Below are 24061 nucleotides of genomic sequence, written 5' to 3' on the forward strand. Positions count from 1 at the left end.
GTGATTTTCAGCAGCTATCCGTTTTTGTTGGTGTTCCTGCCGGTGATGCTGCTGGTGTTTGCGGTGTGCCGCAGACTGGGCCGCCCGGAGTGGGCCATTGCCGGTCTGCTATTGGGCTCGGTAGTGTTTTACCTGGCGTGGAGTTGGCGGGACGGTGCGGTATTGCTGGGCTCGATCCTGTTCAATTACGCCGTCGGCCAGCGCCAGGCGCCCACGCCGAGCAAGCGCTGGCTGAGCGTCGCGGTGACTGGAAACCTGGCGGTGCTGCTGTATTTCAAGTACGCCGCGTTCCTGCTGGCCTTTTTGCCCGATACACAGGCTTTGCAGTTCGTGCTGCCGCTGGGCATTTCGTTTTTCACCTTCCAGCAGATTGCCTGGCAGGTCGATCTGTACCAGCGGCGCATTACCGCCGATAGCGGTATCGCACGCTATGCCTTGTTCGTGTCGTTTTTCCCCCAGTTGATCGCCGGGCCGATCGTGCACGCGCGCACGATCATCCCCAAGCTCACGCGGGCATGGCTGGCGCGCCCCCTACCCTGGACGCTGGGGATGAGCCTGCTGTGCGTGGGGCTGGCGAAAAAGGTGTTGCTGGCGGATTCACTGGCGCCGGGCGTCGATGCGCTTTTCAGCGCGGCCGCCGGCGGGCAGGCACTGGATGCGCTGCAGGTGGCGACGGCAGCATTCGGTTATGGGCTGCAGCTGTATTTCGATTTTTCCGGGTACGCGGACATGGCCATCGGACTGGGCCTGCTGTTCGGCCTGCGTTTTCCGACCAATTTCCGCACACCTTATCGCAGTGTGTCCGTGGTGGAGTTCTGGCGACGCTGGCACATCACGCTGTCGCATTTCCTGCGCGATTATTTGTACGCGCCGCTGGGTGGAAACCAGGTTGGGCCGGTGCGCAGATCGTTCAACTTGGCAGTGACGATGCTGCTGGGTGGATTGTGGCATGGCGCGGGCTGGCAGTTCGTCGTGTGGGGCGGCCTTCACGGATTGATGCTTGCGGTGGCCCATGCCTGGCGACGCGGGGGCGGGCTGCGCATCCCGTCGTGGCTGGCCTGGAGCCTGACGCTGTGCGCGGTGATGCTGGCCTGGGTGCCGTTTCGTGCGGCCTCGCTGGAGGTTGCGCTGGCCATGTATGGCGGTCTGCTGACACTCCCGAGCGCCTTCACCCTTCCCACATTCGAACTGCTGCTGACGGAGTTGGTGCAGCAGCAGGTCATCGGCGGACTGATCTGGGTAATTCCCCCGCTGCTTGTCCTCGCCACACTGGGGCGAAACAGTCTTCAGTGCTGCCTGAGCCTTGGCGATCGCGCCCGCGGGGCGGTATGTGTTGCGCTGATGCTGATGGTATTGAAAGCGCTGGCGGAACGCCCGGATCGGGCATTTTTGTATTTCAATTTCTGAACCAGGGCGATGAAACAGGCCCGCTCACTGCACTTCATCCTCAGCGCCATCATCACGCTGCTAACACTCGCCGCGCTCTGGCTGGTTGTGGTGGCGAGCCTTGCAGGCCGCCCTCACGCGTATAACCAATGGGTGGAGCAGGCTTATGCGTACAAAATTGCCGCAGCCAATACGATTGAGGGCCCGAGGGTGGTGATCGTGGCGGGGTCGAGCGCCATGTTCGGGATCGACTCGGGTTTGCTCAGCCGCGCGCTAGGCCGGCCGACGGTCAATCTGGGTGTCAATGCCGGGGTGCTGGCGCCATTCATCATCGATCGAGCACGACAGATCCTACGCCCGGGCGACTGGGTGATTCTGCCGCTGGAATACCCGCTGTATCACGACGAAGGGGTGATCAACCGGCAGTTCATCGACTTTTACGCCACTCATCCTCTACCGATCAGCGAAATCGGTTGGTGGCGCTGGTTGCAACTGATTTGGCAGTTACCGCTTGAGCGCGTGCTGGAGGGATATCGAGGCTTACCGCCAGGCTTTCATGTTGCGGGGCTGTATGGCCCACAAAACCTGGATGCCAGGGGGGATCAGATCAATAGCGAAACGGCACACCGCACCGATGCAATGAAAGCCGCCGTAGAGCAATCGACACCAGAGCAGTATGGTGCGCGTGCCCTGCGGGGCGGCGCAAGCTGGGCACGGTGGCGGGCATTGGCGCGGCACATTGAAACGATGGGCGGGTGTGCGATTTTCGTGCCGCCTGCCATGCTTTATCGCCCAAGTTATCGGAACAATGCAATCGAACGTGATTACTACGAGACGCTGCCCGAAGTGGCGCGCTCAAATGGATTGAGCTACGCGGGAGAACCGTTCGATTTTATGTACGAAGAAGAAGCCTTCTTCGATACGAATTTTCATCTGACGGCGGAAAGGCGCGTGGAGCACACCAACAGACTTGCGACAACGGTTTCGGACGCAATCGGCCAATCTTGCATGCGGAATGACTGAGATCAGTCATAAGCTGCTGACTGTGAACGATTTTTCATGCTTCGGCCCTCCCGGGCACCCTCACCCCCGCCCCAGCCACCCATTCACCTCCTCGATGCTCCGCGCCCGGTCCATTCCCACCAGTGCGCGCAGCCGCACCCGCGACACCAGATACAGGTAGCGCGCTTCGGCCAGGTCGCGCAGCGTGGTCTGCAGCTGCTGTTCGGCGTTGAGCACATCCACCATCGTCCGACTGCCGGCCTCGAACGAGCGTTTGCTGGAGGCGACCAGCTGTTGCGCCGAGCGCACCGCCTGCTCCAGCGCCCTGACCCTGAGCACCCCCTCGGTGACGCCGCGGTGTTCGCGATGCACGCGCACGGCGAGGTCGCGGCGGGTGGCTTCGAGGTTTTCTTCAGCGCGCACCTGCTCGGCGATGGCCTGGCGGGTGGTGGAACTGACGTAGCCGCCGGCGAACAGCGGGATGTTCACCTGTACGCCGATCATGTGGTTGGTGTAGCTCGAACTCGGCGAAGTGACGTTTTCGCTGCCGCTCTTGGAGATCTGCGCCACCGCGTCGACGGTCGGGTAGTGGCCGCCGCGGGCCTTGGCGATCTCGGCTCGGGCGGCTTCGACCCGGGCCTCGAGAGCGCGCACTTCGGGGCTGCTTTCTTCGGCGAGGCGGACCCATTCGCTCACATCGGCGGGCTCGGGCGGCAGCAGCGGCAGGCGCTGGGCGTCGACCGGGAGCAGGGTGTCGACCGGCCGGTCGATCAGGATTTCGAGCTGGCGGCGGGTGAAGTCCACGTGCTGGCGCGCGCTCAGCTCGTCGGCGGTGTTCATGTCGAGCCGCGCCTGGGCTTCGTCGATGTCGGTGCGGGTGCCGTAGCCGGCCTCGAGCGACTTGCGCGCGGCATCGAGCTGGGTGGTGGTGACGGTCTTCTGCTTGAGCACCAGTTCGAGCGCATCCTGCGCCAGCAGGGCTTCCATGTAGGCGCCGGTGACGCGTGCGCCGAGGTCCTGCAGCTCGCGTTCCAGTGTCGCTTCGGCGTCATCGACGACGAAGCCGGCCTGGCGCAGGCCGGCGAACAAGGGCATGCGGAACAGCGGCTGGCGTAGCTGGAGGGTCTGGTTGTAGCTGAAATACTCCTCGCCGAACTCGACGTCGCGCCCCAGCGCGTTTTCCTGGGTGCGGTCGATGTCGTTCTTGTTGCGGCCGAGGTTGATCGCGATGTTCGGCATCAGCTGGGCCTGCGCCTGCGGCAGGCGCTCGACCGCCGAATCGCGCGCGGCGCGCGCAGCGCGGACGCGGGCATCTTCGGCGAGTGCGGCCTGGTAGGCCTGCATCAGGTCCAGGCTCCAGGCCGGAGCGTTGAGCACGCCGAGCAGGCCGGCCACCGCCAGGCGGCGCATCCACTGGCGAGGCTGCCGGCGGCGGGAGGCGTCGTCGCGCATGCTCACTCCTCCTTCATCGACGCCGCGAGGCGTTTGGTCAGCGGGTTGAGCAGGTAGGTCAGCATCGAGCGTTCGCCGGTCTTGATGATCACTTCGGCGGGCATTCCAGGCTGCATGCGGCGCTTGCCGAGCACTTCCATCCCTTCGGGGGTGACCTTGACGCGGGCGAGGTAGTAGGCGATCTGGCCGTTGCCAACCTGCTCGGTGAGCAGATCGCTCGACAGCGAGACGATCTCGCCCTCGACGACCAGTTGCGGCGAATGCGCGAAGGCGTTGAAGCGAATGTCTGTCTTCAGCCCGGTGCGCACCTTGTCGATGAGGTGGGGTTCGATCTTCGCTTCGAGCAGCAGCGGTTCGTCCTCGGGCACGATGTCCATCAGCTTCTGCCCGGCCTGGATCACGCCGCCCACCGTCTGTACGGCGAGGCCGATGGCCTGGCCCGAGGCCGGTGCGCGGATTTCGGTGCGTTCGAGGTCGGCGTGCACGGCGATGAGCTTTTCGGCATCGGACTGGACTTCGCGCAGCACGTTGCCGAGTTCGGTTTCGACTTCCTTGCGGTATTCCTGCTGGCGGGCGATGGCCTGCTGGCGCAGCTCGGCGATCGCGCGCCGGGCGCGCAGGGTGTTGCCGGTCAGTTCGGCGATGGTGGCCTCGGCTTCGGCCACCTGGCGTTCGAGTTCGAGCTGGCGGTTGCGCGGGGCATAGCCTTCGGCGACCAGGCCGCGAGTGTGCTCGAGTTCCTCCTGCAACAGGGCGAGCTGGCTGCGACGCGGGCCGAGCATGCCGTCGTAGGTCTGGAGCAGCGCTTCCTGGCCGTGGATGCTTTCCTCGATGCCTTGCAGCGCGGCGTGCAGGGCGGCGCGGCGCGACTGGAACAGCTGGCGCTGGGTTTCCATCTGCACCCGGATCAACGGGTCGGAGGCGGCTTCGAGCAGATCGGGGTGGAAGGCGACCGCCTCGGCATCGGCCTGCTCGGCGGTCAGGCGGCCCTGCATCGCACGCAGGCCGAGGTAGCGCTGGCGCACGGATTCGTAGTTGGCGCGGGCGGTGGCGGCGTCGAGTTCGATCAGCGCCTGGCCTTCGTGCACGAGCTCGCCTTCGCGCACCAGCACCGCTTTGATGATGCCGCCGGAGAGGTGCTGCACGGCCTTGCGCTTGGTGTCGACCATGACCGTGCCCTGGGCGGGCACGCCTTCGTCGAGCGGGGCAAAGGCGGCCCACAGCAGAAAGCCGCCGAAACCCAGGCCCAGCGCCCACAGGCCGACGCGCGCGGCACGGCCGGTGTCGGCGGGCGGAGCGCCGTTCTTGGGGGCAACCGGGGAGAGGTTGAAGTCGGAAGTAGCCATGTCGGTATCCAGCAGAAATCGGTTCGAAAGTCGGTCGGTGCCTCGGGGCGCGGGCGGGAATCAGGCGGAAGTCAGGCGGGGACGGCGGCCGGCGGGGCGGCGGGGGGCGTGGTGACCGAAGGCGCGGCCGGACGTGCTGCCTGCAGCTGGGCGAGCACCGCGTCGCGCGCGCCCTGCACCTGCACCCGGCCATCGCGCAGCACCACCAGTTGGTCGGCCACCGCCACCGCCCCCGGGCGGTGGGTGATCAGGAACACCGTGCGACCCTTGGCTTTGAGTTCGCGCACGGCCTGCATCAGCGCGGCCTCGCCGACGTCGTCGAGGTTGGCGTTGGGTTCATCGAGCACGATCAGCGCCGGGTCGCCGTAGATCGCGCGCGCCAGGCCGACGCGTTGGCGCTGGCCGCCCGACAGCAGGCCGCCGGCCTCACCCATCGGCGTGTCGTAGCCCTTCGGGAAGCGCAGGATCATGTCGTGGAGGCCGGCACTGCGCGCGGCGGCGATGACCTTGTCCGAGTCGATCTCGGCAAAGCGGGCGATGTTCTCGGCGATGGTGCCGTCGAACAGTTCGATGTCCTGCGGCAGATAGCCCAGGTAGGGGCCGAGTTCGGCACGGCTCCAGCCGGCGAGCGGCTGGCCGGCGAGCAGCACCTCGCCGGCGACGTCGGGCCAGATGCCCATCAGGACCCGCGCCAGGGTGGATTTGCCCGAGCCCGAGGGGCCCAGTACCACGGTGACGGTGCCCGGCGTGGCCTCGAGGCTGAGCCCCTTGAGGATGGGCTCGGCCCGGCCCGGCGCGCTGGCGAGCACGTCGCGCAGCACCACGGCGCCGGTCGGCGGCACACGGCTCAAGGCCGGGTCGCGCTCGGGATGAGCCTGCAGCAGTTGTTCCAGGCGGAGGAAGGCGCTGCGGGCACCGATGAAGCTGCGCCAGGTGTTCACCATCTGGTCGATCGGCGCCAGGGCACGGGTCATCAGCACGTTGGCGGCGATCATGCCGCCGGCGGTGAGCTGGCCGTCGATCACCAGCAAGGCTCCCGCCCCCAGCGCGAAGGATTGCTGGCAGTAGCGCACCCATTTGCTGATCGCGGTGATGCGATGGCTGAGCGCCTGCGTGGCGCCTTGGCGCTCCATGTAGGCGGCATGGCGTTGCGCCCAGCGCTGGCGCAGGCCAGCCAGCATGCCCATCGATTCGACCACTTCGGCGTTGCGCAGCTTGCTTTGCAGGTACAGATTGACCTCGAGCGCGGCCTTGGAGGCTTCTTCCGCCGGGGCAATCGTGCGCCGGTGGCCGAACCAGGCGAGCGCCGCCTGCACCAGCGCGAAGCCGATCGAGACCCAGCCGAGGAAGGGGTGGAGGAAGAACAGCACGCCGATGTAGATCGGCGCCCAGGGCGCATCGAAGAAGGCGAAGATGCCGTTGCCGGTGAGGAACTGGCGCACTTCGGTCAGGTCGTTGAAGGCGCGCTGCGCCGGGGCGCCGGACTGGCTGAGGTTGGCCTCGAAGCTGGCGTTGAACACGCGCGTGCTGAGCACCGCGTCGAGCCGCACTCCGGCGCGCACCAGCAGCCGCGAGCGCGACCATTCGGCGAAGGCCATCACCGCGAAGAAGAACAGCGTGATCAGCGACACCACCAGCAGGGTCAGCTCGCTGCGGCTGACCAGCACCCGGTCGTAGACCTGCAGCATGTAGAGGGTGGGCGCCAGCATCAGCACGTTGGCCACCATGCTGAACAGGCCCACGATGAGGAATTCGCGCCTGAACGCGTACAAGGTGGCGGCAAGCTCGCTGCGCGCGAAGAAACCGGTGGATGCCATGGTTGTTCCGATCAGATCATGGGTGAGGCGGCGTTCAGCGCGCCGCGGCCACGGCCGGCGCGGCGCCGGTCGCGGGCGGGCGGGCGCCCTGTGCCTGTTGTGCGGCTTGCTGGGAGGCCTGGTTGAGCGCGGCCAGCACCTGGTCGCGCGGGCCGAAAGCCTGTTGCGCGCCATCGCGCAACACCAGCATCTTGTCGGCCACCGCCAGCACGCTGGTGCGGTGGGTCATCACCACGAAGGTGGTGCCGCGCGCCTTCAACCGGGCGATGGCCTGCGCCAGCGCGGCGTCGCCGGCGTCGTCGAGGCTGGAGTTGGGTTCGTCGAGCACCACGAACACCGGCTCGCCGTACAGCGCGCGCGCCAAGGCGACGCGCTGGCGCTGGCCGCCGGACAGGATGGCGCCGTCGCGTCCCACCGGGCTGTCGTAACCCTGCGGCAGCGACAGGATGAATTCGTGCAGGCCGACTGCGCGTGCCGCCGCATGCACCTTGTCGAGATCGACCTCGCCGAAGCGGGCGATGTTCTCGGCCAGGGTGCCGTCGAGCAGTTCCACGCCCTGCGGCAGATAACCGAGATGAGGACCGAGCTCGAGCTTGTCCCAAGCGAAGACGTCGGCACCGTCGAGGCGCACCTTGCCGCTGTTGGTGGGCCACAGCCCTACCAACAGCCGCGCCAGCGTGGTCTTGCCGGAAGCCGACGGTCCGACCACCGCGAGCACTTCACCCGGCTGCAGACCGAAAGCGACGCCGCGCAGGATGGGGGCGTTGCTGCCGGGCGCGGCGGCGATGAGATTGTCGACGCTGACGATGCCGCGCGGCGCCGGCAGCGCCATCGCCGGCGGGCGTGGCTGGATCTGCGCCAGCAGCTTGTCCAGCCGGCGCCAGGCGTCGCGCACGTTCACCACCGCGCGCCACTGGCTCACCATCTGCACCAGCGGCGCCAGCATGCGCCCGCCCAGCACCGAAGCGACGATCATCATCCCCGGGCCGCCGGCGAGCGCGTCTTCCAGAATCAGCCAGCCGCCCAGACCGAGCAGCAGCGAGCCGATCGTGGTCTGGACGAACTTGCTCCCGGCCTGGAAGGCGCCCGCCTTGTCCGAGGCCTCGGCCTGCAGGCCGAGGAATTCATGCTGCTTTTCCATCCAGCGCCGGTGGATGTGATGCAGCATGCCCATCGCCTCGATCACCTCGGCGTTGCGCAGCGAGCCGTCGGCATATTGCTGGGCGCCGATGGCCGCGCGGTTGGCCTCGATCAGCGGCGGATTGGTGCTGCGTTCGTTGAGCCAGGCAAGGACGACCTGCACCACCGCGCCGGCGACCGCCGTCCACCCCAGCACGGGGCTGGCGAGGAACAGGATCACCATGAACACCAGCGAAATCGGCGACTCCATCACCGCGCCCAGCACCGGATGGGGCAGAAAGTCGCGCACCGTGCGAAAGTCGTTCATCGGCTGCACGGTGGGCGCCCCCGAGCGGCGCAGGTTGGATTCGTACAGCGCCTGAAAGATGCGCGGCGCCATCCGCTGGTCGAGCAGCTGTCCGGCCTCGCGCATCGTCTCGGAGCGCGCCCAATCCAGCACTTCCATGACGATGAAGGCGAGCACCACCAGCAGGGTCAGCATCGCCAGGGTGATATGGCTGCGGCTATCCACCACGCGGCCGTACACTTCGAACATGTAGGCGGTCGGCGCCAGCACCAGCAAGGCGCCGATGAGGGCGAAGCGGAACGCGCGCCAGTAATGGGGCTTGAAGGCCAGCACGGCCTCGCGCAGTTCGGACGGGGTCTTGTCGGGATTCATGCGGTGGCTTCAACCATGAGGTATTCGGGAATTTCGTCGGCGGTTTCGGTGGGCGCGGCAGCAGTGTCGGGGTCGGCCTCGGCAAACCAGAACGCCAGTTCGAAACCGCCGTCGGCCCGCCGCGACAGCACGATTTCGCGCAGCTTCTGCTCGTGGAAGGCCTGCTCATCCTCGGGACGCAGCGCAAGCTGGAAGCGCATCCGCCCGTCGAGCGTATACATCGACACTTGCCCGGCCTTGAGGCTCAGGGTGTGGCGGTCGAAATACACCGGGCAGTTGTCGGCGAAACGCAGCAGGGGCAAGGGGCGCTCGCCCAGGCGGGCGACGTTGAACGGGCTCTTCGGGTGCTGATACACCAGCCGGCTGGTGCGGCACACCGAGTAGATCGCGTTGCACACCATCTGCGAGCCGATCTCCGGGAACTGCTCGCGCAGGCTCTTGTAAGTCATGTGGTGCAGCGCCACCCGGTTCCAGCAGCGGGTGGTGCGCACCACCGGCGCCAGCGCGTTGCACAGCCGCGCGAACACAGCCTGCAGGGCGAGCAGGCGGGCTTTCTGGTCGGGCGAGGTGTCGAGCCGGAGGCGGAGCTGGGTAGGCATGTGGGGCGCGATTGTACAGCAAGTCCTATATGAAATTTTAAAAGAGATTTACACCTTGCTCAAACCCGCACCGTGCAAGCGCTCCACCCGGGATGAGTGGATGCCGCATTGCACCATGGGCATCGACTTCGCCCGCCGTGATGCGATAATCCGGCGCTAATTTCCTGCAATCGAACGGGGATGACCCGAAACGAGGTTTTGTGTGAGCACGTCTGCAATCGTCACCGGCATCACCGGACAGGATGGTGCCTATCTGGCCGAACTACTGCTGGACAAGGGGTACACGGTGTTCGGCACCTACCGTCGCACCAGCTCGGTCAATTTCTGGCGCCTCGAAGAGTTGGGCATTGCCAGCCATCCGAACCTGAAGCTGGTGGAATACGACCTGACCGACCTCTCTGCCAGCATCCGCCTGCTACAGACGACGGGCGCGACCGAGGTGTATAACCTGGCGGCACAGAGCTTCGTGGGCGTCTCGTTCGACCAGCCCATCACCACGGGCGAAATCACCGGCCTGGGGGTAGTCAACCTGCTCGAAGCGATCCGCATCGTCAATCCGCAGGTGCGCTTCTATCAGGCGTCGACATCCGAAATGTTCGGCAAGGTGCAGCGCATTCCGCAGACCGAAGACACGCCCTTCTATCCGCGCAGCCCCTACGGCGTCGCCAAGCTGTACGCGCACTGGATGACGATCAACTATCGGGAAAGCTACGGCATCTTTGCCACGAGCGGCATCCTGTTCAACCACGAGTCGCCGCTGCGCGGCCGCGAGTTTCTGACCCGCAAGGTGACCGACAGCCTGGCCAGGATCAGGCTGGGCAAGCTGGATGTGGTCGAACTGGGCAACCTCGATGCCAGACGAGACTGGGGCTATGCCAGAGAATATGTCGAGGGGATGTGGCGGATGGTGCAGGCCGACAACCCTGACACCTACGTGCTGGCCACCAAGCGCACCGAGACGGTGCGCGATTTCGTCACCCTGGCGGGCAAGGCCGTCGGCTACGACCTGCAATGGGAAGGCCGCGAAGACAAGGAAGTCGGCATCGACCGCCTGTCGGGCCGGACGCTGGTGCGGGTGAATCCCAAGTTCTACCGCCCGGCCGAAGTCGACCTGCTGATCGGCGACCCGGAAAAGGCGAAGCGCGAGCTAGGCTGGGCGCCGCAGACCACGCTGGAGCAGCTCTGCCAGATGATGGTGGAGGCGGACATCCGCCGTAATGAACACGGCTTCTCGTTCTGACGCGCGACGATGAAGCGCGCGCTGATCACCGGGATCAAGGGTTTCACCGGCCGCTACCTCGCCGCCGAGCTTGAACGGTGCGGCTGGGAGGTGTGGGGCATCGGTTTCCATGCAGAGACAGGTGATACCCGGTATCGGTGTGTGGACCTCGCAGACGCGGCGGGGCTCGAAGCGGCGGTTGCGGAAATCCAACCCGATGCAGTGGTACACCTTGCCGCCATTGCCTTTGTCGGCCACGGCGAGCCGGAAGCCTTCTACCAGGTCAATCTGATCGGCACACGCACGCTGCTGGCCGCGCTGGCCGCATGCGACAAGACCCCCGAATGCGTGCTGCTGGCCAGCAGCGCCAACGTGTACGGCAACACGACCGGAGGCGTCCTCAACGAGTCGACTCCGCCCAACCCGGCCAACGACTATGCAGTGAGCAAGCTGGCGATGGAATACATGGCCCGGCTGTGGATGGACAAGCTGCCGATCGTGATTGCGCGGCCGTTCAACTACACCGGCGCGGGGCAGGCGGAGTCCTTCTTGCTGCCGAAGATCGTGGCGCATTTCCGCCGCCAGACAAAGGTGATCGAACTGGGCAACCTGGATATCTGGCGCGATTTTTCAGACGTGCGCGCTGTAGCTATGGCTTATCGCCGCCTGCTGGAAACACGGCCGGCGGGTGAGACAGTGAATGTGTGCTCGGGCCAGACGCATTCCCTACGCGAGGTGATCGCAATGGCAGAAGATATCAGCGGGCGCAGTATTCAGGTGCAGGTGAACCCCGCTTTTGTCCGTGCCAGCGAAGTGAAGACCCTGTGCGGCGATGCATCGAAGTTGCGTGCCCTCGTCGGCGAGTGGCATACGCCTCCACTCGAAGAGACGCTGCGGTGGATGCTGGAGAAATGACTTGAAGGTCATCCTGTCGATCGATGCCGTGCGCTTCCCACTGACGGGGATCGGTCGCTACACCTACGAACTGGCACGTCAGCTGCCGGATGAAGTGCCCGGGCTCGATCTGCAGTTCATGGCAGGGCACCGTTTCGTGCCGCGGTTACCCACCGAGAAGGCGTTCTCGAATCCAGCGCAGGGCCGATCGCTTGCCGTTCGCGTGCGGCAACGCTTGCAGAACAGCCCTGCCATCGTTTCGGCGCATCGCGTATGGCTGTCGCGGCGACAATCGCATAGCCTAAAAGAGCACAACGAGGCGATCTTCCACGGCCCGCAGTTTTATCTGCCGCGGTTTGACGGCAAAAGCGTGGTGACGATTCACGATTTGTCGGTATTTACCTGGGCACACTGCCACCCCGGCGGGCGGGCGCGGATGATGCGGCAAGAGATCGTCAAGTCGGTGAGTCGGGCATCGATGGTGCTGACGGATTCTGAGTTCACACGACAGGAACTGGTCGCATTCTTTTCGCTGCCGCCCGAACGCGTGCGCGCCATCCCGCTGGCCAGTGCAGCGTGCTTCAGACCCCGCCTCCCCACCGAACTCGATGCGGTACTGCCCCGATTGGGCTTGCGTCCAGGGAATTATTGCCTCTACTCCGGCACAATCGAACCGCGCAAGAATCTCGGGGCATTGCTCGATGCCTACCAACGCCTACCCACCTCACTACGGCACCGCCTTCCTTTGGTTCTATGTGGCTATCAGGGCTGGCAGAGCGCCGATCTGCATGCGCGTATACAGAAGGCGGCCGGCGAAGGCTGGGTCCGCTATCTCGGTTATGTCTCCGGCGCGGAACTGCCCCATGTGTTCGCGGGCGCCCGCCTTTTCGCTTTTCCTTCCGTGTACGAAGGGTTTGGGCTGCCTGTCCTCGAAGCCATGGCATCGGGCGTACCGGTCGTGTGCTCGAACAGTTCTTCCCTACCCGAAGTCGCCGGCGATGCGGCACTGATGTGCGCTCCACATAACGTCGATACGCTCACCGATCTGCTACGCCAGGGCCTGGAGGACGAAGGGTGGCGCAGCGAGGCGCAGCGTAAAGGATTGGCCCAGGCGGCACGTTTCAGTTGGGCGCAGTGCGCCCGGAAAACGGGCGCGGCCTATCGCGCTGTTCGGAGCGACTGAAAGATGGCACCAGCCACGCTGCGTGTCCTGCACGTCTATCGCACCTATTTCCCCGACCCACCCGGCGGGCTACAGGAAGCCATCCGCCAGATCTGTCTCGCGACCCAAGCATTCGGCATCGAGAACACGATTTTCACCCTGTCTCCGGCGCCTGCGCCGGCAACCCTGCAATGCCCGGAGGCGCGGGTGGTACGAAGCCGCTCATGGGCGGCGCCCGCCTCCTGCGATCTTGGCGGCATGGACGCCTTTACACAGTTCAAAAAGCTGGCCCGGACGGCCGACGTCATCCATTACCTGTTCCCGTGGCCGTTTGCGGACATACTGCACCAGTGCGTGCGCCCGCGCACGCCTGCGGTACTGACCTACATTTCGGACATCGTGCGCCAGAAATGGCTGGGGGCGGCCTATGCCCCCTTGATGCGGCGCACACTGAAAGGCATGCAGGCGATCGTCGCCAACGCACCGGCCTACGCGCAGACCAGTCCGATCCTGTCCGACCCATCCATCAGCCATAAGCTGCGAGTGATTCCGCTGGGCATCAATGAGCACTCCTACCCCGAAAAGGGGGACGGGCGCATCCTGCAGCGCCTCGATCTGCAGCACGGAGTGCCCTTCGTCCTGTTCATCGGCGTGCTGCGCTATTACAAGGGGCTGCACAACCTGATCCGCGCCGCGCGCTTGCTGGGCACCCGCATCGTGATTGCCGGAACGGGGCCAGAGGGAGAAACACTGCGCCGACTTGCCGCCGACATCGAAGCACGCAACGTGGTATTCGCGGGCCAGGTTAGCGACGAGGAGAAGGTCGCACTGCTCGGGCAGTGCCGGGCTCTGGTACTGCCCTCGCACCTGCGCTCGGAAGCCTTCGGCATGGTGCTGGTGGAAGCCGCCATGTTCGGCAAGCCAATGATCTCGTGCGAGATCGGCACGGGCACCTCGTTTGTCAATGCCGATGGCGAAACGGGCTTCGTGATCGAGCCCGATGACCCGAATGCGCTAGCGATGGCGATCGATCGACTGCTGCGGGACGAGAGGCTGGCGAGCCGGATGGGAATAGCCGCACGGGCGCGTTATGAGCGACTGTTCTCGGGTGAAGCGTTGGGCTGCAAGTATGCAGCGCTGTACCGCGAAGTCGCCGAGCGCGGTGCCTGAGCGTTTCCGCCGGGGTGCCGGCTAGCGCGTATACTGCGCGCTTCGCCCCGCCTCCGTGGTCCATGCTCACCCGCCTGCCCTACACCCTGCTGTGGATCGTCGCCCTGCCCGTCGTGCTGCTGCGCCTGCTGTGGCGGGCGCGGCGCCAGCCGGCCTACCTGAAGCACCTCGGCGAGCGTTTCGGGCGCTACCGGGTGCGGGCGCCGGCGGCGGTGATCTGGGTGCATGCGGTGTCGGTGGGCGAGACGCGGGCGGCCGAACCGCTGGTGCGCGCACTGCTGCAGCGCTGGCCGGACCACAGCGTGGTGCTGACCCACATGACGCCGACCGGGCGCGACACCGCGAAGGCGCTGTTCAAGGGCGAGTCGCGCGTGCTGCGCACCTACCTGCCCTACGACTTGGGCTGCTTCGCGCATGCCTTCCTGCGCCGTTTCCGCCCGGTCTTCGGGGTGGTGATGGAAACCGAGCTGTGGCCGAACCTGCTTGCCGCCTGCCGCCGCCGCGACATTCCGGTGCTGCTCGCCAATGCCCGCCTGTCCGAGCGCTCGGCACGCCGCTATGCGCGCCTGCCCGCGCTCACCGCGCTGACGATGAAGGCGCTCAGTGCGATCGGGGCGCAGACCGCGGCCGATGCCGCGCGCCTGACCCAGCTCGGCGCGCGCCGGGTCACCGTGACCGGCAACATCAAGTTCGACATCACGCCGCCGGACGCCGCGCTGGCGCTGGCCGAGGCCTTCCGCACCCGCATCGGCGCGCGCCCGGTGCTGTTGGCGGCGAGCACCCGCGAAGGCGAAGAGGCCCTGCTGCTGGCGGCCTTCGCCCGCCATGCCGGCACCGACGCCTTGCTCCTGCTGGTGCCGCGCCACCCGCAGCGCTTCGATGAAGTCGCCGCGCTCGTCGCCGCGCGGGGGCTGAAGCTGCAGCGGCGCAGCGCCGAAGCACCGGTCGACGCCGATACCCGGGTGCTGCTGGGGGATTCGATGGGGGAGATGTTCGCCTATTACGCGGTCGCCGACGCTGCCCTGATCGGCGGCAGCTGGCTGCCTTTCGGCGGCCAGAACCTGATCGAGGCCTGCGCGGTCGGCACCCCGGTGGTGCTCGGGCCGCACACCTTCAACTTCAAGGCGGTGGCCGAGGATGCGGTGCGCGCCGGCGCCGCCCTGCGTGCCGCCGATGCCGATGCCGGCCTGCGCGCGGCCGTCGCGCTGCTCGCCGAACCCGTGCGGCGGGCGCAGATCGCCGCCGCCGGGCGCGCCTTCGCCACCACCCACCAGGGCGCCACCGCGCGCACGGTGGCCCTGCTCGAAGGCCTGCACCCGAGCGGACGGGTTTCGCCGCCGGGGCCGGCGCAAAAACCGGCATAGGAGCCGGCGCAGGGTTCAGGGGCCGGAGCGGCGCTCAGGGGGCGAGCAGGGCGTTGATCGCGGCCACGTCGTCCTCGCCCAGGGTGCCCGCAGCAGCCTTCAGGCGCAGCTGGGCGAGCAGGGTGTCGTAGCGGGCGCGGGAGAGCCGCTGCAAGGTGTCGGCGAGCTGGGTCTGGGCGTTGAGGACGTCGATGTTGATCCGCACCCCGACTTCGTAGCCGAGCTTGTTGGCTTCGAGCGCCGAGGCGGAGGAGACGCGCGCGGCCTCGAGCGCCTTCACCTGCGCCATGCCGCTGGTCAGCCCCAGCCACGATTCGCGGGCCGCGAGCGCGGCGCTGCGGCGGGCGTCCTCGAGTTCGGCGTCGGCCTTGACGCGCAGCGCGGCGGCTTCGCGGGAGAGCGAAGACACGCGCCCGCCGGCATACAGCGGGAGGTTGAGCTGGAGCCCGACGGTGGTGGCTTCGGAACGCTCGATCGAAGCCTGCGGGCGGTTGCTCACGCCGTGGGTGGCGAGCAGGTCCAGCGTCGGCAGATGGCCGGCGCGGGCGCGCTCGACTTCGCGCGCGGCGATCTCGCGCGCGAGCTGCTGGGCCTGCACGCCGAGGCTGCCGGTCTCGGCGGCAGCGACCCAGTCGACGATGCGGTCGGGCTGCGGGCGCTGGAGGTGGACGCCTTCGCGCAAACCGGCGAGCGCCTCGGGGTCCTTGCCGATGATCTGCGCCAAGCTGTGGCGGGCAACTTCGAGCTGGTTCTGCGCGGCGATTTCCTGCGCCGAAGCCAGGTCGAAGCGCGACTGCGCCTCATGCACGTCGGTGATGGTGACCGTGCCGACTTCGAAGCTGGTCTTCGCCAGTTCGAGCTGCTCGGCGGCGGCCGTGCGCAACTGGCCGACCGCGGCGAGCGTATCCTGGGCGTTGAGGACCTCGAAGTAGGCCTCGGCCACGCGCAGGACGAGCTCCTGGCGCGCCGTGCCGAAGCGGGTCTCGGCCAGCGCGCTCTGCAGTTCACCCTGCTTGAACTGGACCCAGTTCTGCCAGCGCAGCAGCGGCTGGGTCAGCTGCACCCGGTAGCCGTTGCTGTTGTAGCTGCGCGCGGGCAGCGGCGCGGCCGTCGCGGAGCGGGTTTCGGCGTCGTTCCAGGTCGTGTCCGCGGCAAGCCCAATCTGCGGCAGCAGGCCGGAGCGCCCCTGCACCGATTTTTCCCGCCCGGCGTCGAATTCGGCGCGTGCCGCGGAGAATTTCGCATCGTTGGCGAGCGCATCGCGATAGACCTCGATCAGGTCGGCGGCCGCTGCGCCATTCGGAAACGGGCCTGCGATGCAGGCCGAGGCACAGACCGAAACGGCCAGGATTCGCTTCATCGCACTCTCCACGGTTTTGGGGCCGCCTTCAGTAGCGCGCCATCGTCGGATCGACCTGTGCCGCCCAGCCGGCGACGCCGCCGGCCAGATTGATCACATCGGTGAAGCCCTGGTGGGCGAGGAACAGGCATACCTGCGCGCTGCGCGCGCCGTGATGGCAGACGACCACGGTTTCGCGCGTGCGCTCGAGCTCCCCGAACCGCGCCGGCACGCTGCCCATCGGCATCGGCACCGAGTCCGCGATGCGGCAGATCTCGAACTCCCACGGCTCGCGCACGTCCAGCAGCAAGGGCTTGGGCTGCCGGGGGTCGCTCAGGCGCTGGGCAAGCTCGGCAGGACTGATCTGGCGCATGGCGGCGGGGCTGTCTCAGAAACGGAAAGGGTCCTGGCGCGGCGCGTTCTTGAGCATCGGCACCACGGTCTCGAAGATGTCTTCGGTGCGGAAACGGCCTTCGGCCTCGCAGGTGATCAGCCGCGCCTTCATCACCGGCGCTTCGCCGACGAAGGCGAACAGGCGGCCGCCGACCTTGAGCTGTTCGAGCAGGGCCTGGGGCACGAAGGGCAGGCCGCCCGACACCACGATGACGTCATAGGGGGCGCGTTCGGCCCAGCCATCGACGCCGTCGCCGTGCACCACGACCACGTTGTCGACGCCGTTGCGGGCGAGGTTCTCGCTCGCCAGCTTGACCAGCGCGCACTCGATTTCGACCGCGCGCACCCACTCGGCACGCGCCGCCAGCAGCGCGGCGAAGTAGCCCGAGCCGGCGCCGATTTCCAGCACCAAGTCGGTTTTTTCGACCCGCAGGGCCTGCATGATCTTGCCTTCGATCACCGGCTTCAGCATCACCTGGCCGCAGCCGATCGGGATTTCGACCTCGGCGAAGGCCAGTTCGCGGTGGCTGGCGGGGACGAATTCCTCGCGCCGGACCGTCATCAGGAGGTCGAGCACGTTTTGATCCAGCACCTCCCAGGGGCGGATCTGCTGCTCGACCATGTTGAAGCGCGCTTTCTCGAAGTTCATCAGGGGCTCCTGGCGAAATATTAGCACACGCTAATTTATAGCGTCATCCGGAATGGCAAAACCGCGTCATTCTAGCGCAGATGCTGCACTGCGATCGGCGGAGTTCACGGCGATGCCTTGCGAGCACGGGGTGCATGAAGTATCTTCAGCGGTCTCGTTGGGGGTGCCCGCGCCGCACGGGCTGAGAAACACCCTTGGAACCTGATCCGGCTCGGACCGGCGTAGGGAAACGTCGTGATGAATACTTCCGCAGCCTCCGCTTCCGCCCCCGCCGGGCGCATTCCGAACGTGGTCTCGATCGCCGGCGTCGATCCCGGCGGCGGCGCCGGAGTGTTCGCCGACCTGAAGACCTTCTCCGCGCTCGGCGCCTACGGCTGCGGCGTGATCGCCGCCCTCACCGCGCAGAACACCCGCGCCGTGGCCGGCGTGCACGTGCCGCCGACCGACTTCCTGCGCCTGCAGATCGACACCTTGTTCGCCGACGTGGCGCTGGCCGCGACCAAGATCGGCATGCTCGGCAGCGCCGAAGTCACCGCCACCGTCGCCGACCGCCTCGCCCACTGGCAGGCGGCCAACGTCGTCCTCGACCCGGTGATGGTGGCCAAGAGCGGCGACAGCCTGCTGGCGAAAAGCGCGCTCGCGATGATGCGCGAGGCGCTCTTTCCCCGGGCCTTCATGATCACCCCCAACCTGCCCGAGGCCGGCGTGCTGCTCGAACAGCGCGCACCCGAATCGGTGAAGGAGATGTACCGCGCCGCCGAGCGCCTGCGCGAACTGCTGCCGCTGTCTTCCGAGCGCTGGGTGCTGCTGAAGGGCGGCCACCTGCCCGGCAGCGAGCTGGTCGACCTGCTGTTCGATGGCGACCGCATGGTCGAGCTGCCGGCGCCGCGCATCGACACCCGGAACACCCACGGCACCGGCTGCACGCTGAGCTCGGCGGTCGCCGCGCTGCTGCCGCAGACCGCCGGCGGCCTGCGCCCGGTCGAAGCCGCGGTGCGCCACGCACGCCAGTGGCTGCTGGGCGCGATCGCCCGCGCCGGCGAACTGACGGTCGGCCACGGCCACGGCCCCGTCCATCATTTTCATGCGCTATGGCGCAGACAAGAACCCCCGAAGGAGAGCCCATGAACGCCCACGACAAATTCATCGCCGCCACCGCCCACGTGGACGCCGCCGCGATCGCGCCGCTGCCCAACTCGCGCAAGATCTACGTCGAAGGCAGCCGCCCCGACATCCGCGTGCCGATGCGCGAGATCTCGCAGTCCGACACCCCGGCCTCCTTCGGCGCCGAGCAGAACCCGCCGATCTTCGTCTACGACTGTTCCGGCCCCTATTCCGACCCGCAAGCCAAGATCGACATCCGCTCCGGCCTGCCCGCGCTGCGCCAGCAGTGGATCGAGGAACGCGGCGACACCGCGCTGCTGCCCGACCTGTCCTCCGAATACGGCCGCGCCCGCGCCGCCGACCCGGCCCTGGACGAGCTGCGCTTCCCCGGCCTGCACCGCACCCCGCGCCGCGCGCGCGCAGGCCGCAACGTCAGCCAGATGCACTACGCGCGCCGCGGCATCATCACCCCCGAGATGGAATACGTCGCCATCCGCGAGAACCTCAACCGCGAGCAGTACATCGCCTCGCTGCGCGCCAGCGGCGGCCTCAAGGGCCAGAAGATGGCCGACATGATGCTGCGCCAGCACCCGGGCCAGAACTTCGGCGCCAGCCTGCCGGCGACGATCACCCCCGAGTTCGTGCGCGACGAGATCGCCCGCGGCCGCGCCATCATCCCCAACAACATCAACCACCCCGAGTCCGAGCCGATGATCATCGGCCGCAACTTCCTGGTGAAGATCAACGCCAACATCGGCAACTCCGCGGTCACTTCCAGCATCGCCGAGGAAGTCGACAAGATGACCTGGTCGATCCGCTGGGGCGGCGACACGGTGATGGACCTGTCCACCGGCAAGAACATCCACGAGACGCGCGAGTGGATCATCCGCAACAGCCCGGTGCCGATCGGCACCGTGCCGATCTACCAGGCGCTGGAAAAAGTCGACGGCAAGGCCGAGGAACTGACCTGGGAGATCTTCCGCGACACCCTGATCGAGCAGGCCGAGCAGGGCGTGGACTACTTCACCATCCACGCCGGGGTGCTGCTGCGCTACGTGCCGCTGACCGCCAACCGCATGACCGGGATCGTCTCGCGCGGCGGCTCGATCATGGCCAAGTGGTGCCTCGCCCACCACCAGGAGAGCTTCCTGTACACGCACTTCGAAGACATCTGCGAGATCATGAAGGCCTACGACGTCGCCTTCAGCCTGGGCGACGGCCTGCGTCCGGGCTCGATCTACGATGCCAACGACGAGGCGCAGCTGGGTGAATTGAAGACCCTCGGCGAGCTCACCGACATCGCCTGGAAGCACGACGTGCAGACCATCATCGAAGGTCCGGGCCACGTGCCGCTGCACCTCATCAAGGAGAACATGGACCTCCAGCTCGCGCACTGCAAGGAAGCCCCGTTCTACACCCTCGGGCCGCTGACCACCGACATCGCCCCCGGCTACGACCACATCACCAGCGGCATCGGCGCAGCCACCATCGGCTGGTACGGCACCGCGATGCTGTGCTACGTGACGCCGAAGGAGCACCTCGGCCTGCCCAACAAGCAGGACGTCAAGGAAGGCATCATCACCTACAAGCTCGCCGCGCATGCCGCCGACCTCGCCAAGGGCCACCCGGGCGCGCAGATCCGCGACAACGCGCTGTCCAAGGCGCGCTTCGAGTTCCGCTGGGAAGACCAGTTCAACCTCGGCCTCGACCCGGACAAGGCGAAGGACTTCCACGACGAGACCCTGCCCAAGGACTCGGCCAAGGTGGCGCATTTCTGCTCGATGTGCGGGCCGCACTTCTGTTCGATGAAGATCACCCAGGACGTGCGCGACTTCGCCGCCGCCCAGGGCATCGGCGAAGCCGAGGCGCTGCAAAAGGGCATGGCAGTGAAGGCGGTGGAGTTCGTCGAGAGCGGCGCCGAGGTGTATCGCAACGTCTAAGCCCGCGCCCGGCTCGACGAGCCCGCCCGCTGGCACAGGCCGCATCCGCGGCCTGTGCCTCGTTCACCGTCCCCCGCACTCATGACGACTCCCCTCGACCGCTTCACCCAGGATGACCTGATCGCCGCGCTCGGCTACCCGACCGTCGCCAAAGGCCTCGGCTATCTCAGCCGGGTCAGCACCCTGTCGAGCGACAGCGAAACGGTGTCGGCCCTGGTGAAGGGCCGCCAGCGCACCCCCTACGACGTTTTCGCCGAAATCCGCGAGCAGAGCGGCCGCCGCCTGCTGCACAGCGAATGCACCTGCCCGATGGGCTACGACTGCAAGCACGTCGCGGCGATGATGCTGATGTGGCTGCACCAGCGCCGCAGCCCCGACCGTCCGCGCGAGCAGGTGATGGCATGGGTGGAAGGCTTCCGCCATGCCGCCGCGGCGCTGGCGCCCGGCGCCCGGCCGAAGCGCAAGGCCGGTGCCGGCACGCACGCGCTGCGCTACCTGATCGAACAACACGCCTACGGCAGCGACTACCTGCTCAGCTGCCACAAGGTCCGCCTCGACCAGGGCGGGCACATCCGCCATCGGGAAAGCTGGAGCAACATCGAACGCGCCCTGCAGGCGCCGCCCGCCTTCGTCGATGAGACCGATCTCGAAATCCTGCGCCTGCTGTGGGCCCACCGCCCGCGCGGACGCACCCACCCCGCCAGCCTGCCGCTCGAGGGGCGCAACAGCGAAGCCCTGATGGCGCGGCTGCTCGACAGCGGCCGGCTGCACTTTCCCACCCTCGACACACCGGCGCTGGAGGCCGGCGGCCCCCGTCCCGGGCGGGCGGACTGGCGCCTCACCGAAGACGGCCTGCGCGCGCCCACGGTCTGCGTCGACCCGCCGGCCGAGCTCGTATTGCCGCTGCTGCCGCCGTGGTACGTCGACGCCGCCGCCGCACAGGCCGGGCCGGTCGCCCTCGACGTGCCCGCCGAGCTGGTCCATCGCCTGCTGTGGCTGCCTCCGCTGACCCAGTCCGAAGCCGAACTCGTCGCCGAGACTCTGGCCGAAGTCGCTCCCGCGCTGCCCGTCCCCACCTTGCGCGGCGAGCCGCCGGTCGAACTGGGCGGGGTCCCGGTGCCGCTGCTGCGCCTCGCGACCCGGCCGGTCGATCACGCCCGCTTCCGCAATTACCCGCCCTACGGCACCTACGTCTTCGACTTCGCCACGCTCGCCTTCCGCTACGGCCCGCTGACCGTCGACGCCCACGACGCGCGCACCTTCCATCCGCTGCCCGACGGCCGCAGCGCCCGCCTCGCGCGCGACGAAGCCGCCGAACGCGGCGCCACCCAGAAACTCGCCGCTGCCGGCTTCACCCGCATCCCGCCCGGCGCGGTGCAGGTCACCTGCGGCAGCCTGCCGGCCGACGCCCTCGGCCTGGCGAACGAAGCCGCCTGGCCGGCGTTCATGGCCGACAGCCTCCCCGCCCTGCGTGCCGAGGGCTGGGACATCGAGCTGCCGGTCGATTTCCGCCACCACGCGATCGACATCGACGCCCTGATCCTCGACGTCGACGAAGGCGAGGACGGTTGGCTGGGCCTGTCGCCCGGGATCGAGATCGACGGCCGCCGCCTGCCGCTCGCCCCGCTGCTCGCCGGCCTGTTCGCCGAAGACCCGCGCTGGCTGTCCGGCCGCCTCGACGACATCGACGACCACGAAGCCCTGATTCTGGAAGACCCCGCGCTCGGCCGCCTGCGCATCGGCGCCGGTCGGCTGAAACCGCTGGTGCGGGCGCTGGTCGACCTGTTCGATCGCCCCGACGGCGACTGGCGCCTGTCCCGGCTCGATGCCGTCCGTCTCGCCGAGCTCGATCTGCCCGGCCGCGGCGGCGAGCTCGTCGCCGGCCTCGCCGCCCGCCTGCGCGCGGCCGAGGGCATCGCCGCCGTTGCCGCCCCGGAGGGCTTTCGTGCCGAACTGCGCCCCTATCAGCTCGAAGGGCTGGCCTGGCTGCAGCACCTGGTGCGCCACGACCTCGCCGGCATCCTCGCCGACGACATGGGCCTGGGCAAGACCGCCCAGGCGCTCGCCCACCTGCTCACCGAAAAACACGCCGGCCGCCTCGGGCAGCCGGCGCTGGTGATCCTGCCGACCTCGCTGGTGTTCAACTGGCAGGCCGAAGCCGAACGCTTCGCGCCCGCGCTCAAGGTACTCAACCTGCACGGCGCCGACCGCCACGCCCGCTTCGAGGAGCTCGACGGCGTGGATGTGGCGCTGACCACCTATCCGCTGCTGTGGCGCGATGCCGAAGCCTTGCAGGCGCGCGAATGGAGCCTGCTGATCCTGGACGAGGCGCAGACGGTGAAGAACGCCGCAAGCAAGGGCGCGCAGGTGATCCGTCAGTTGCAGGCCCGCCACCGCCTCGGCCTGACCGGCACGCCGCTGGAAAACCACCTCGGCGAGCTATGGGCGCAGTTCGACTTCCTGCTGCCGGGCTTTCTCGGCAGCCACAAGCAGTTCACCGCGACCTGGCGCACGCCGATCGAAAAACACGGCGATACCGTGCGCCGCGACCTCCTCGCCGCCCGCCTCAAGCCTTTCATCCTGCGCCGACGCAAGGAAGACGTCGCCACCGAGCTGCCGCCGAAAACCGTGATCGTGCGCAGCGTCGACCTGGGAGGCGGCCAGCGCGACCTCTACGAGGCGGTGCGCGCAGCGATGGACGAGAAGGTGCGCGCCGAAATCGCCGGCAAAGGCTTCGCCCGCAGCCAGATCGTGATCCTCGACGCGCTCCTCAAGCTGCGCCAGGTGTGCTGCGACCCGCGCCTGCTGAAGTCGCCCGCCGCCGCGCGGGTGAAGGAACGCGCCAAGCTCGACCTGCTGATGGACATGCTCCCCGAGCTGATCGCCGAGGGCCGGCGCATCCTGCTGTTCTCGCAGTTCACCACCATGCTCGGGCTGATCGCGGCCGAGCTGGACAAGGCGAAGATCGGCTGGGTGGCGCTCACCGGCGACACCCGCGACCGCCGCGTCCCGGTGGAAGACTTCCAGAAGGGGCGCGTGCCGGTGTTCCTGATCAGCCTGAAGGCGGGCGGCGTGGGGCTGAATCTGACCGCTGCCGACACCGTGATCCACTACGACCCGTGGTGGAACCCCGCGGCCGAGAACCAGGCCACCGACCGCGCCCACCGCATCGGCCAGGACAAGCCGGTGTTCGTGTTCAAGCTGATCTGCGCCGGCAGCATCGAGGAGAAGATCCTCGCCCTGCAGGAAAAGAAAGCCGCGCTGGCCGAAGGGGTGCTGTCCGAAGATGCGAACGCGCTGGCGAAATTCGGCGAGGCCGACATCTCCGCCCTGCTCGCGCCGCTGCCCGCCCCCGCGCGCTGATCGCGGCCGGCGAAGCACGCAGACACACAAACGCCCGGCCGGGCGAATCCGGGCCGGGCGTTGT

General features: G+C 67.5%; 18 protein-coding genes and 1 riboswitch. Of the genes, 10 read left to right on the forward strand and 8 right to left on the reverse strand.

Annotation, left to right across the window (positions count from 1 at the left end; genetic code table 11):
* Both MXC99_RS15615 and MXC99_RS15620 read left to right on the forward strand, forming a co-directional pair.
* Positions 1 to 1407, forward strand: a complete 1407-nt coding sequence (locus tag MXC99_RS15615) for an MBOAT family O-acyltransferase (RefSeq protein ID WP_247726338.1) — start codon at positions 1 to 3, stop codon at positions 1405 to 1407.
* 9 nt (positions 1408 to 1416) lie between these two features.
* A complete protein-coding gene (locus MXC99_RS15620) occupies positions 1417 to 2409 on the forward strand; it encodes a hypothetical protein (protein WP_247726339.1) in 993 nt (330 codons plus the stop codon).
* A 60-nt stretch (positions 2410 to 2469) separates the two neighbouring features.
* Here the strand turns inward: MXC99_RS15620 and MXC99_RS15625 are convergent, their stop codons facing one another.
* From MXC99_RS15625 to MXC99_RS15645, 5 genes are all read right to left on the reverse strand, one after another.
* A complete protein-coding gene (locus tag MXC99_RS15625) occupies positions 2470 to 3840 on the reverse strand; it encodes a TolC family outer membrane protein (protein ID WP_247726340.1) in 1371 nt (456 codons plus the stop codon).
* 2 nt (positions 3841 to 3842) lie between these two features.
* Positions 3843 to 5186 carry an HlyD family type I secretion periplasmic adaptor subunit gene (locus MXC99_RS15630; RefSeq protein ID WP_247726341.1) on the reverse strand — a complete coding sequence of 448 codons (1344 nt, stop codon included), beginning with the start codon at positions 5184 to 5186 and terminating at the stop codon, positions 3843 to 3845.
* Positions 5187 to 5257: 71 nt separating this feature from the next.
* Entirely contained in the window at positions 5258 to 7003 is a 1746-nt protein-coding gene (locus MXC99_RS15635; RefSeq protein WP_247726342.1) for a type I secretion system permease/ATPase, read from the reverse strand.
* Positions 7004 to 7037: 34 nt separating this feature from the next.
* On the reverse strand, positions 7038 to 8801 hold the full coding sequence (locus MXC99_RS15640; protein WP_247726343.1) for a type I secretion system permease/ATPase: 1764 nt from the start codon (positions 8799 to 8801) through the stop codon (positions 7038 to 7040).
* Complete coding sequence (locus MXC99_RS15645) at positions 8798 to 9400, reverse strand: hypothetical protein (protein ID WP_247726344.1); 603 nt, start codon at positions 9398 to 9400, stop codon at positions 8798 to 8800. Before MXC99_RS15645 ends, MXC99_RS15640 begins: the two co-directional genes overlap by 4 nt.
* A 202-nt stretch (positions 9401 to 9602) precedes the next feature.
* Between MXC99_RS15645 and gmd the strand changes: the two genes are divergently transcribed.
* The 5 genes from gmd (at position 9603) to waaA (ending at position 15209) form a co-directional block, all read left to right on the forward strand.
* Positions 9603 to 10640, forward strand: coding sequence for a GDP-mannose 4,6-dehydratase (gene gmd, locus MXC99_RS15650; RefSeq protein ID WP_247726345.1), 1038 nt, complete (start codon positions 9603 to 9605; stop codon positions 10638 to 10640).
* 9 nt (positions 10641 to 10649) lie between these two features.
* A complete protein-coding gene (locus MXC99_RS15655) occupies positions 10650 to 11534 on the forward strand; it encodes a GDP-mannose 4,6-dehydratase (protein WP_247726346.1) in 885 nt (294 codons plus the stop codon).
* A 1-nt stretch (position 11535) separates the two neighbouring features.
* Positions 11536 to 12696 (forward strand): glycosyltransferase family 4 protein, encoded by a 1161-nt coding sequence (locus MXC99_RS15660; protein ID WP_247726347.1) that lies wholly within the window; start codon positions 11536 to 11538, stop codon positions 12694 to 12696.
* A 3-nt stretch (positions 12697 to 12699) separates the two neighbouring features.
* Positions 12700 to 13845: a glycosyltransferase gene (locus tag MXC99_RS15665; protein ID WP_247726348.1), complete on the forward strand. Its 1146-nt coding sequence runs from the start codon at positions 12700 to 12702 to the stop codon at positions 13843 to 13845.
* 62 nt (positions 13846 to 13907) lie between these two features.
* Positions 13908 to 15209, forward strand: a complete 1302-nt coding sequence (gene waaA / locus MXC99_RS15670; RefSeq protein WP_247726349.1) for a lipid IV(A) 3-deoxy-D-manno-octulosonic acid transferase — start codon at positions 13908 to 13910, stop codon at positions 15207 to 15209.
* Positions 15210 to 15243: 34 nt separating this feature from the next.
* Here waaA and MXC99_RS15675 read toward each other — a convergent pair whose 3' ends face one another.
* The 3 genes from MXC99_RS15675 to MXC99_RS15685 are packed head-to-tail and all read right to left on the reverse strand — an operon-like array spanning position 15244 to position 17590.
* Positions 15244 to 16569, reverse strand: coding sequence for a TolC family outer membrane protein (locus tag MXC99_RS15675; protein ID WP_247726350.1), 1326 nt, complete (start codon positions 16567 to 16569; stop codon positions 15244 to 15246).
* 28 nt (positions 16570 to 16597) lie between these two features.
* Positions 16598 to 16921, reverse strand: coding sequence for a rhodanese-like domain-containing protein (locus tag MXC99_RS15680; protein ID WP_247726351.1), 324 nt, complete (start codon positions 16919 to 16921; stop codon positions 16598 to 16600).
* Positions 16922 to 16936: 15 nt separating this feature from the next.
* Positions 16937 to 17590, reverse strand: a complete 654-nt coding sequence (locus tag MXC99_RS15685; protein WP_247726352.1) for a protein-L-isoaspartate O-methyltransferase family protein — start codon at positions 17588 to 17590, stop codon at positions 16937 to 16939.
* A 149-nt stretch (positions 17591 to 17739) separates the two neighbouring features.
* Positions 17740 to 17835, forward strand: a riboswitch (TPP riboswitch).
* Between MXC99_RS15685 and thiD the strand changes: the two genes are divergently transcribed.
* The 3 genes from thiD (at position 17828) to MXC99_RS15700 (ending at position 23997) form a co-directional block, all read left to right on the forward strand.
* Entirely contained in the window at positions 17828 to 18718 is an 891-nt protein-coding gene (thiD, locus tag MXC99_RS15690) for a bifunctional hydroxymethylpyrimidine kinase/phosphomethylpyrimidine kinase (protein ID WP_247726353.1), read from the forward strand. Its footprint overlaps the riboswitch before it by 8 nt.
* A complete protein-coding gene (thiC, locus tag MXC99_RS15695) occupies positions 18715 to 20634 on the forward strand; it encodes a phosphomethylpyrimidine synthase ThiC (protein ID WP_247726354.1) in 1920 nt (639 codons plus the stop codon). Before thiD ends, thiC begins: the two co-directional genes overlap by 4 nt.
* A gap of 81 nt (positions 20635 to 20715) precedes the next feature.
* Positions 20716 to 23997 (forward strand): DEAD/DEAH box helicase, encoded by a 3282-nt coding sequence (locus tag MXC99_RS15700; RefSeq protein WP_247726355.1) that lies wholly within the window; start codon positions 20716 to 20718, stop codon positions 23995 to 23997.
* Positions 23998 to 24061: the final 64 nt, after the last annotated feature.

This window comes from Thauera aromatica, assembly GCF_023093595.1.
In the GTDB taxonomy this organism is placed as follows: Bacteria; Pseudomonadota; Gammaproteobacteria; order Burkholderiales; family Rhodocyclaceae; genus Thauera; species Thauera aromatica_A.

Bases quoted from the DNA above. Each gene is read 5' to 3' on its own strand.
- MXC99_RS15685 (WP_247726352.1), bottom strand. From the start codon at position 17,590: ATGAACTTCGAGAAAGCGCGCTTCAACATGGTCGAGCAGCAGATCCGC.
- MXC99_RS15635 (WP_247726342.1), bottom strand. From the start codon at position 7,003: ATGGCATCCACCGGTTTCTTCGCGCGCAGCGAGCTTGCCGCCACCTTG.
- MXC99_RS15655 (WP_247726346.1), top strand. From the start codon at position 10,650: ATGAAGCGCGCGCTGATCACCGGGATCAAGGGTTTCACCGGCCGCTAC.
- MXC99_RS15665 (WP_247726348.1), top strand. From the start codon at position 12,700: ATGGCACCAGCCACGCTGCGTGTCCTGCACGTCTATCGCACCTATTTC.
- thiC (WP_247726354.1), top strand. From the start codon at position 18,715: ATGAACGCCCACGACAAATTCATCGCCGCCACCGCCCACGTGGACGCC.
- MXC99_RS15680 (WP_247726351.1), bottom strand. From the start codon at position 16,921: ATGCGCCAGATCAGTCCTGCCGAGCTTGCCCAGCGCCTGAGCGACCCC.
- MXC99_RS15625 (WP_247726340.1), bottom strand. From the start codon at position 3,840: ATGCGCGACGACGCCTCCCGCCGCCGGCAGCCTCGCCAGTGGATGCGC.
- MXC99_RS15630 (WP_247726341.1), bottom strand. From the start codon at position 5,186: ATGGCTACTTCCGACTTCAACCTCTCCCCGGTTGCCCCCAAGAACGGC.
- MXC99_RS15620 (WP_247726339.1), top strand. From the start codon at position 1,417: ATGAAACAGGCCCGCTCACTGCACTTCATCCTCAGCGCCATCATCACG.
- waaA (WP_247726349.1), top strand. From the start codon at position 13,908: ATGCTCACCCGCCTGCCCTACACCCTGCTGTGGATCGTCGCCCTGCCC.
- MXC99_RS15645 (WP_247726344.1), bottom strand. From the start codon at position 9,400: ATGCCTACCCAGCTCCGCCTCCGGCTCGACACCTCGCCCGACCAGAAA.
- MXC99_RS15675 (WP_247726350.1), bottom strand. From the start codon at position 16,569: ATGAAGCGAATCCTGGCCGTTTCGGTCTGTGCCTCGGCCTGCATCGCA.
- MXC99_RS15640 (WP_247726343.1), bottom strand. From the start codon at position 8,801: ATGAATCCCGACAAGACCCCGTCCGAACTGCGCGAGGCCGTGCTGGCC.
- thiD (WP_247726353.1), top strand. From the start codon at position 17,828: ATGAATACTTCCGCAGCCTCCGCTTCCGCCCCCGCCGGGCGCATTCCG.
- MXC99_RS15700 (WP_247726355.1), top strand. From the start codon at position 20,716: ATGACGACTCCCCTCGACCGCTTCACCCAGGATGACCTGATCGCCGCG.